Source organism: Micrococcus sp. LASM2_SD2 (assembly GCF_057364565.1).
Genome location: NZ_JBNFOB010000110.1, coordinates 1 through 7,412 on the forward strand (window position 1 = coordinate 1; position 7,412 = coordinate 7,412).

General features: G+C 72.4%; 4 protein-coding genes and 4 pseudogenes. 1 reads left to right on the plus strand and 7 read right to left on the minus strand.

The features are described 5' to 3' along the window. The first annotated feature begins 48 nt into the window (after positions 1-48). A complete protein-coding gene (pgl, locus tag AC2W7A_RS07220; protein ID WP_485990757.1) occupies positions 49-657 on the plus strand; it encodes a 6-phosphogluconolactonase in 609 nt (202 codons plus the stop codon). Between the two features lie 95 nt (positions 658-752). Here the strand turns inward: pgl and secG are convergent, their stop codons facing one another. From secG to AC2W7A_RS07255, 7 genes and pseudogenes are all read right to left on the minus strand, one after another. Beyond that, on the minus strand, positions 753-1,004 hold the full coding sequence (gene secG, locus AC2W7A_RS07225; protein ID WP_485990758.1) for a preprotein translocase subunit SecG: 252 nt from the start codon (positions 1,002-1,004) through the stop codon (positions 753-755). A gap of 81 nt (positions 1,005-1,085) precedes the next feature. Next, positions 1,086-1,879, minus strand: a pseudogene (tpiA, locus tag AC2W7A_RS07230) (triose-phosphate isomerase). Between the two features lie 4 nt (positions 1,880-1,883). Then, a complete protein-coding gene (locus AC2W7A_RS07235; protein ID WP_485990759.1) occupies positions 1,884-3,128 on the minus strand; it encodes a phosphoglycerate kinase in 1,245 nt (414 codons plus the stop codon). Positions 3,129-3,283: 155 nt separating this feature from the next. After that, positions 3,284-4,290: pseudogene (gene gap, locus AC2W7A_RS07240) on the minus strand (type I glyceraldehyde-3-phosphate dehydrogenase). A gap of 208 nt (positions 4,291-4,498) precedes the next feature. After that, positions 4,499-5,125, minus strand: a complete 627-nt coding sequence (locus AC2W7A_RS07245; protein ID WP_485990760.1) for a superoxide dismutase — start codon at positions 5,123-5,125, stop codon at positions 4,499-4,501. Between the two features lie 206 nt (positions 5,126-5,331). Continuing rightward, positions 5,332-6,338: pseudogene (whiA, locus tag AC2W7A_RS07250) on the minus strand (DNA-binding protein WhiA). After that, positions 6,329-7,412: pseudogene (locus AC2W7A_RS07255) on the minus strand (gluconeogenesis factor YvcK family protein); the annotation flags it as partial. The pseudogenes AC2W7A_RS07255 and whiA, both read right to left, overlap by 10 nt.

Genomic DNA, 7,412 nt, shown 5'->3' on the forward strand with positions numbered 1-7,412 from the left:
CGACCGCGCGGACCTCGCCCGTGACCGGCGGTGGAGCCGGCAGTCGCGGTGGTGGCCGCCCTCGCCGAGGCCCCGGCCGTGGCGGACCTGGACTGGTCCCGCATCCACCTCTGGTGGGGCGACGAACGCTGGCTCCCGGCCGGCGACGCGGAGCGCAACGACCACCAGGCACGTCAGGCCGGGATCGACGCGCTCATGGCCCGCACCGCGGGCAGCCCCCGCGCACTCACCGAGGAGACGGTCCACCCGTTCCCCACCGCGGACGCGGGCCTGGACCTGGACGCGGCCGCCGCGCGCGCCTGTGCCGAACTGACCCCGATGCCCCGGTTCACCGTGGTGCTGCTCGGCATGGGCCCGGACAGCCACGTGGCCAGCCTCTTCCCGGACCACGACGGCCTCTCGGTGACGGGGGTGCCCGCCGCAGCCGTCCGACACTCCCCCAAGCCGCCGCCCGAACGCCTCACCCTCACCCGTGAGGCCGTCTGCGCGGCGGACGAGGTCTGGTTCACCGTGGCCGGAGCCGACAAGGCCGAGGCCGTGACTGCCGTCCGTGCGCGTCGGGCCGAGCGGAGACAGGACAAGGAGCACCCGGCCACCCTGGTCTCCGGCACCTCCGCGACCGTCTGGTGGCTGGACGAGGCCGCCTGCGGCCGCTGACGGCGCTGCGGGCGCGGGCCCTCCCACGACGACAAGGCCCCCTTCCTCCTCGGCGCGCTGCGCGGAGAGGAAGGGGGCCGTCGTCGCCGTGAGGTTCAGACCTCCACGTCGAGGCGGGCAATCAGGCCGATCAGCACGATCATCACGGCCCAGAGGACCGCCGTGGTGACGGTGACGCGGGCCAGGAGCTTCTGGGAGGCGCCCGAGGCGGACATCGAGGAGGACACGCCGCCGCCGAACATGTCGGAGACGCCGCCGCCACGGCCCTTGTGCAGCAGCACCAGCAGGATGAGCAGGACGCTGGACAGCGCCACAAGGACCTGCAGGATCACCATCAGGACGTCCACGGATCACTCCTCGGGATGTGGGCGGGCGGGGGCTGTGCCCCCCGTCCGCCACGGGGTTCTCGGCTCGGCAGGTCCGCCCGGTCAGGAGGCGGAGTCGAATTGGACGATCCTAACAAACTCGTCAGCGTCCAGGCTGGCACCGCCGACGAGCGCGCCGTCCACGTCCGGCTGCGCGAGCAGCTCGGGCGCGGACGCCGCCTTGACGGAGCCGCCGTAGAGGATGCGTGCCGCCGCGGCGACCTCCTCCCCGGCGAGGCGCTCGATCTCGGCGCGCAGTGCCCGGCACATCTGCTGGGCGTCGTCTGCACCGGCGACCTCACCGGTGCCGATCGCCCAGACGGGCTCGTACGCGACCACGATCCGTGCGACCTGCTCGGCGGACAGCCCCTGCAGGGCCGCCGTGAGCTGGGCGACGGTGTGCGCCACGTGCTCGCCGGCCTGGCGGACCTCGAGCCCCTCGCCGACGCAGAGCACCGGCACGAGCCCGTGCTCCAGCGCGGCGGAGACCTTGGCGGCCACGACCTCGTCGTCCTCACCGTGGATCTCGCGGCGCTCCGAGTGGCGACGATCACGTAGGTGCAGTCCAGCTTGGCCAGGAACGCCCCGGAGACATCGCCGGTGTAGGCGCCGTTCGCGTGCGGAGAGAGGTCCTGGCCGCCGAAGGCCAGCTCCAGCCGGTCACCGCGGACCAGGGTCTGGACGCTGCGCAGGTCGGTGAACGGCGGGAAGACCGCCACCTCAACCTGCTCCTGCTCGTGGCCGGCGTCCTTCAGACCCCAGGCGACCTTCTGGACGAGGTCCACGGCCTGGATGTGGTCCAGGTTCATCTTCCAGTTGCCCGCGATCAGCGGGACGCGTGCGGTCTGCTCCGTCATGGGTTCAGGCCTTTCCGCCGGTGAGGGCCGAGACGCCGGGCAGCTCCTTGCCCTCGAGGTACTCCAGGGAGGCGCCGCCGCCGGTGGAGATGTGGCCGAACTGACCGTCCTCGAAGCCGAGGGTGCGCACGGCCGCGGCGGAGTCGCCGCCTCCCACCACGGACAGGCCGCCGCCGGCGGTGGCCTCGGTCAGGCCCTGGGCCACGGCCCGGGTGCCCTCCGCGAAGGCCGGGAACTCGAACACGCCCATCGGGCCGTTCCAGAACACGGTCTTGGCGCCGGCGACCTCGGCCGCGTACGCCTTCGCGGTCTCCGGGCCGATGTCCAGGCCCATGGCCTTGTCCCCGTGGGCGCCGGAGGTGAGGGCGTCCACCGGCAGCACCTCGTGCTCGGCATCCTTGGCGAATCCGGAGGCCATGACGATGTCGGTGGGGAGGACGATGGTGGCGGCGTCCTTGCCGGAGCGCTCCAGGTAGCCCTTGACGGTGTCCAGCTGGTCCTCCTCCAGCAGCGAGGAGCCGACCTCATGGCCCTGGGCCTTGAGGAAGGTGAAGAGCATGCCGCCGCCGATCAGCAGGGTGTCCGCCTTCACCAGCAGGTTGTCGATCACCGCGAGCTTGTCCGAGACCTTCGAACCGCCCAGCACCACCACGTAGGGGCGCTCCGGAGACTCGGTGAGGCGGGTGAGCACCTCGAGCTCGGTGGCCACCAGCGGGCCCTGGTGGGCCGGCAGCAGGGCGGCGATGTCCGCGACCGAGGCGTGCGCGCGGTGCACGGCGCCGAACGCGTCGCCCACGTAGGCGCCGTCCTCGCCGGCCAGCGCCGCCATCTCCTTCGCGAGCTCCTGACGCTCGGCCGCGTCCTTGGAGGTCTCGCGGGCGTCGAAGCGAACGTTCTCGAGGAGGAGGACCTGGCCCTCCTGCAGGGCGGCGGCCTTCTCCTGGGCGGACGGGCCGGTGACGTCCTCGGCGAGGGCGACCTCGGCACCGAGCAGCTCGGACATGCGGGCGGCCACGGGCTTCAGGGAGAAGGTCGGGTCCGGCTCGCCCTTCGGACGGCCCAGGTGGGCCATGACGATCACCTTGGCGCCGGCGTCGGCCAGCTCCTTCACGGCGGGCAGCGAGGCACGGATGCGGCCGTCGTCGGTGACGGTGGAGCCGTCCAGGGGGACGTTGAGGTCCGAGCGGATCAGCACGGTGCGTCCGCGCACTCCGGCGGAGAGCAGGTCGTTCAGGGTCTGGGCGGTCATCGGGCGTCCTCCTTGGCGCGACGGGAACCGGGATGGGGTCTTGCGGGGGCACACGCGCACACGCCGGTGGGCGGGGCCGGTGCCGTCGGGTCGATTCTAGGCAACGGCCCGCACCGACACGTGGTCGGTGCGGGCCGTGGCGGTCGCAGCGACGCTCAGAGCTTGGAGGCGATGAGCGAGGTGAGGTCGAGCAGCTGGCAGGTGTAGCCGTACTCGTTGTCGTACCAGCCGATGATCTTCACGGTCTGGCCGATCGACTTGGTCAGCGGGGCGTCATAGGTACACGCGGCCGGGGTCGTCACGATGTCCGAGGAGACGATCGGGTCCTCGGAGTACACCAGGCGGCCCTTCATCGGACCGGACTCGGCGGCCTTCTTGAAGGCGGCGTTGACCTCGTCGACGTCCACGTGGCGGGTCAGCTCGACGGTGAGGTCGGTGGCGGAGCCGGTGATGGTCGGCACGCGCATGGCGAAGCCGTCCAGCTTGCCCTCGAGCTCGGGGATGACCGCGCCGATGGCCTTGGCGGCACCGGTGGAGGTCGGGACCATGTTCTGCGCGGCGGCACGGGCACGGCGGCGGTCCTTCTTGTGGACGTTGTCGTGCAGGTTCTGGTCGCCGGTGTAGGCGTGGATGGTGGTCATGATGCCGTCCACGATCCCGAACTCGTCGTTCAGGACCTTGACCATCGGGGCCAGGCAGTTGGTGGTGCAGGAGGCGTTGGAGACGATGTGCATGGTCTCCGGGTCGTACGTCTCGTCGTTGACGCCCATGACGAACGTGCCGTCGACCTCCTTGCCGGGGGCGGAGATGACGACCTTCTTGGCGCCGCGTCCAGGTGGGCCTTGGCCTTCTCGCCGGAGGTGAAGATGCCGGTGCAGTCGATCACGATGTCGACGCCCAGGTCGCCCCACGGCAGCTTGGACGGGTCCGGCTCCGCGAACATCTTGACGGTCCGGCCCTCCACCACGAGGGCGTCGTCGGCGAGCTCGAGCTCGCCCGGGAAGGTGCCCAGGATGGTGTCGTACTTGGTCAGGTAGAACAGGTCCTCATTGTCCGCCAGGTCGTTGACGGCCACGAGCTCCAGCTCGGGCGTGCGCTCGAGGATGACGCGCAGGGCGTTGCGTCCGATGCGTCCGAATCCGTTGATGGCGATCTTGGTCATGCGTGCCTCTGTTCCTCGCACCCGGTGCGGGCGCGTGCTGATGGGTGGCGGTGGGGACGGACGGGGGTCGGTGGACGACGTCCGGGCCCGCGCCTCCCGGCCCCGTCGCAGCGGTCAGACGGCGGTCGGGAGGGCGGCCGGGGCCGCTCCGCCTGCGGTGCCGGGGGCGGGGGTGTCACACCCCAGCACCGCAGGCGGACAGGCCGGATCAGGCCGGCAGGATGAGGCCGGAGGCGCCGTTGCGGGCCGCGGCGAAGCGGGCCTGCACGTCCTCCCAGTTCACGATGTTCCAGATCGCCTTGACGTAGTCGGCCTTGACGTTCTGGTAGTCCAGGTAGAAGGCGTGCTCCCACATGTCCAGCTGGAACAGCGGGATGGTGGCCACCGGCACACCGTTCTGCTGGTCGTAGAACTGCTCGATCACCAGGTTGCCGCCGACCGGCTCGTAGGCCAGGACGGCCCAGCCGGAGCCCTGGATGCCCAGGGCGGCGGCGGTGAAGTGGGCCTGGAACTTCTCGAAGGAGCCGAAGTACTCGTCGATCGCGGCGGCGAGCTCGCCGGTCGGCTTGTCGCCGCCGTTCGGGGAGAGGTTCTTCCAGAAGATCGAGTGGTTGGTGTGGCCGCCCAGGTTGAACGCGAGGTCCTTCGAGAGCTGGTTGACCGAACCGAAGTCCTCGGCCTCGCGGGCCGCGGCCAGCTTCTCGAGGGCGGTGTTCGCGCCCTTCACGTAGGTGGCGTGGTGCTTGGAGTGGTGCAGCTCCATGATGCGCGCGGAGATGTGCGGCTCCAGGGCGGCGTAGTCGTAGTCCAGCTCCGGCAGGGTGAATTCGGCCATGAGTCCTCCTCAATCGTGTCGGGTGCGCTCCCGCCGTCGGCCGTCGGGCCGCGCCGGGGGCGCTGTGCGATGCCGCGGCCGACCGGGTGTGTCCCCGGAACGGCCCTCGGCATCCCTTCCACCCTCCATCCTTGTACGGGACTCCGCCGGACGCCACCTTCGGGCGCCGCACGCGACGGCTTCCGCGCACCGCGAACGGACGGCGGTCAGTCCTGGGGCGCGACGTCGTCGGCGAGGACGTCCTCGAGCTCGGGCACGACGGCCTCGTCGGTGCCCGGGATGCCCTGCTCGGCCGCCCGCTTGTCCGCGGTCGCCAGCAGGCGGCGGATGCGGCCGGCGATGGCGTCCTTGGTCATCGGAGGGTCGGCGAGGCGGCCGAGCTCGTCCAGCGAGGCCTGCTTGTGCCGGATGCGCAGCATGCCCGCGTAGCGCAGATGCTCCGGGGCGTCGTCCCCGAGGATCTCCAGGGCGCGCTCCACGCGTGCGCCCGCCGCGACGGCCGCCTGCGCGGAGCGCCGCAGGTTCGCGTCGTCGAAGTTGGCGAGGCGGTTCGCCGTGGCGCGCACCTCCTTGCGGGTCCGGCGTTCCTGCCAGGTCGCCGCGGTCTGGGCGGCACCGACCCGCTCGAGCAGTGCGGCGATCGCCTCCCCGTCACGGACCACCACACGGTCGGCCTGACGGACCTCGCGCGCCTTCGCGGTCACACCGAGGCGGCGTGCGGCCCCGACCAGCGCGAGGGCCGCCTCGGGCCCGGGCAGGTCACCTCCAGGCATGCCGAGCGGCCCGGCTCGGTGAGGGAGCCGTGGGCCAGCAGCGTGCCCCGCCAGAGGGCGGCGGTGTCGTCAATCGACCCGTTGACCAGGGCGGAGGGCAGGCCGCGGACGGGGCGGCCACGGGGATCCAGCAGGCCCGTCTGACGGGCGAGCGCCTCGCCGTCCTTGACCACGCGGATGACGTAGCGCTGGCCGCGGCGCAGGTTGCCTCCGGAGACCACCACGATCTCGGAGGCGTGGCCGAACAGCTCGCCGACGGCCTGGCGCAGGCGGCGCGCGGTGGCGCCGTGGTCCAGCTCGGCCTCCACGACGATGCGACCGGAGATGATGTGCAGGCCGCCCGCGAAGCGCAGCAGGGCGGCGACCTCCGCACGACGCTCCGACGTGGTCGCCACGGGCACCCGTGCGAGCTCGTCCTTGAGGTCGGTGGTCAGTGCCATGCGGGGTCGTCTCCTTCGGGGCGGGTGGGCGGGCGGGTGCCGGAGCCCTCGGCCGCGTCTGCGGCGGACCGGATCCGGTGCATGGCCTCCTCGAAGGCCACGGCGAGCAGCAGCGGGTCATGGGCGGCCCGGTCGCGGCCCCGGGTCACTCTACTAAAGACGGTCAACGCCCCCATCTGCTCCGCCGCCGTCTCGAAGCCCTCCCGGTCCGTGACCGACTCCGGTGCGGCGAGGATGGCGTCGAAGGCGAGGTCCGGCGCGTAGGAGCGGATGACGCGCAGCTGGTCCGCATGGGTCATCCCGGTCGTCTCGAGGGTGCCGGTGTGCAGGTTGCTGACGTACAGCTTCTTCGCCGGCGACGCCGTGAGCGCCTCACGCATCCCAGGCATCAGCAGGTGCGGCAGCACGGACGTGTAGAGGGAGCCGGGGCCGAGCACGACCACCTCGGCCTGGGCGATGGCCTCCAGCGCCTCGGACGTGGGCTCCGCGTCCTCGGGGGTGAGCCGCACGTCCAGGACCTGCCCGTGGTGGGCGGCCTCGGCGAGGGCGACCTGGCCCTCCACGGAGCGGCGGCACAGCCCGCCGGACTCCTCGGACAGCACGGTGCCGGCGATCGTCAGCGGCGTCCGGGACGCCGGCAGCACCCGGCCGTCCGCACGCAGCAGCGCGCCGGCCCAGAGCAGGCCGTCCACCGGGTCGCCGAGAAGTTCCCAGAGGGCCACGATGAGCAGGTTGCCCAGCGCGTGGTTCTCCAGCGTCGCGTCCTCGGCCGGCACGCGGGTCGCGTGGAACCGGTGCTGCATGGCCGCCGCCCAGGTGCGACCCCAGTCCGTGTCGTCGCAGAGGGCCGCCAGGGCCATCCGCAGGTCCCCGGGGGCAGCACGTCCATCTCCCGGCGGATCGTGCCGGAGGAGCCGCCGTCGTCGGCCACCGTCACCACCGCGGTGAGGTCACCGGCCACATGGCGCAGGGCGGCCAGGGAGGCGGAGAGCCCGTGGCCGCCGCCGAGGGCGACGACGGACGGTCCGGTGGGCCGTGCGGCCGCACCGGAGCGGGCGCCGCACCGGAGCGGGC

Bases quoted from the DNA above. Each gene is read 5' to 3' on its own strand.
- AC2W7A_RS07235 (WP_485990759.1), bottom strand. From the start codon at position 3,128: ATGACCGCCCAGACCCTGAACGACCTGCTCTCCGCCGGAGTGCGCGGA.
- AC2W7A_RS07245 (WP_485990760.1), bottom strand. From the start codon at position 5,125: ATGGCCGAATTCACCCTGCCGGAGCTGGACTACGACTACGCCGCCCTG.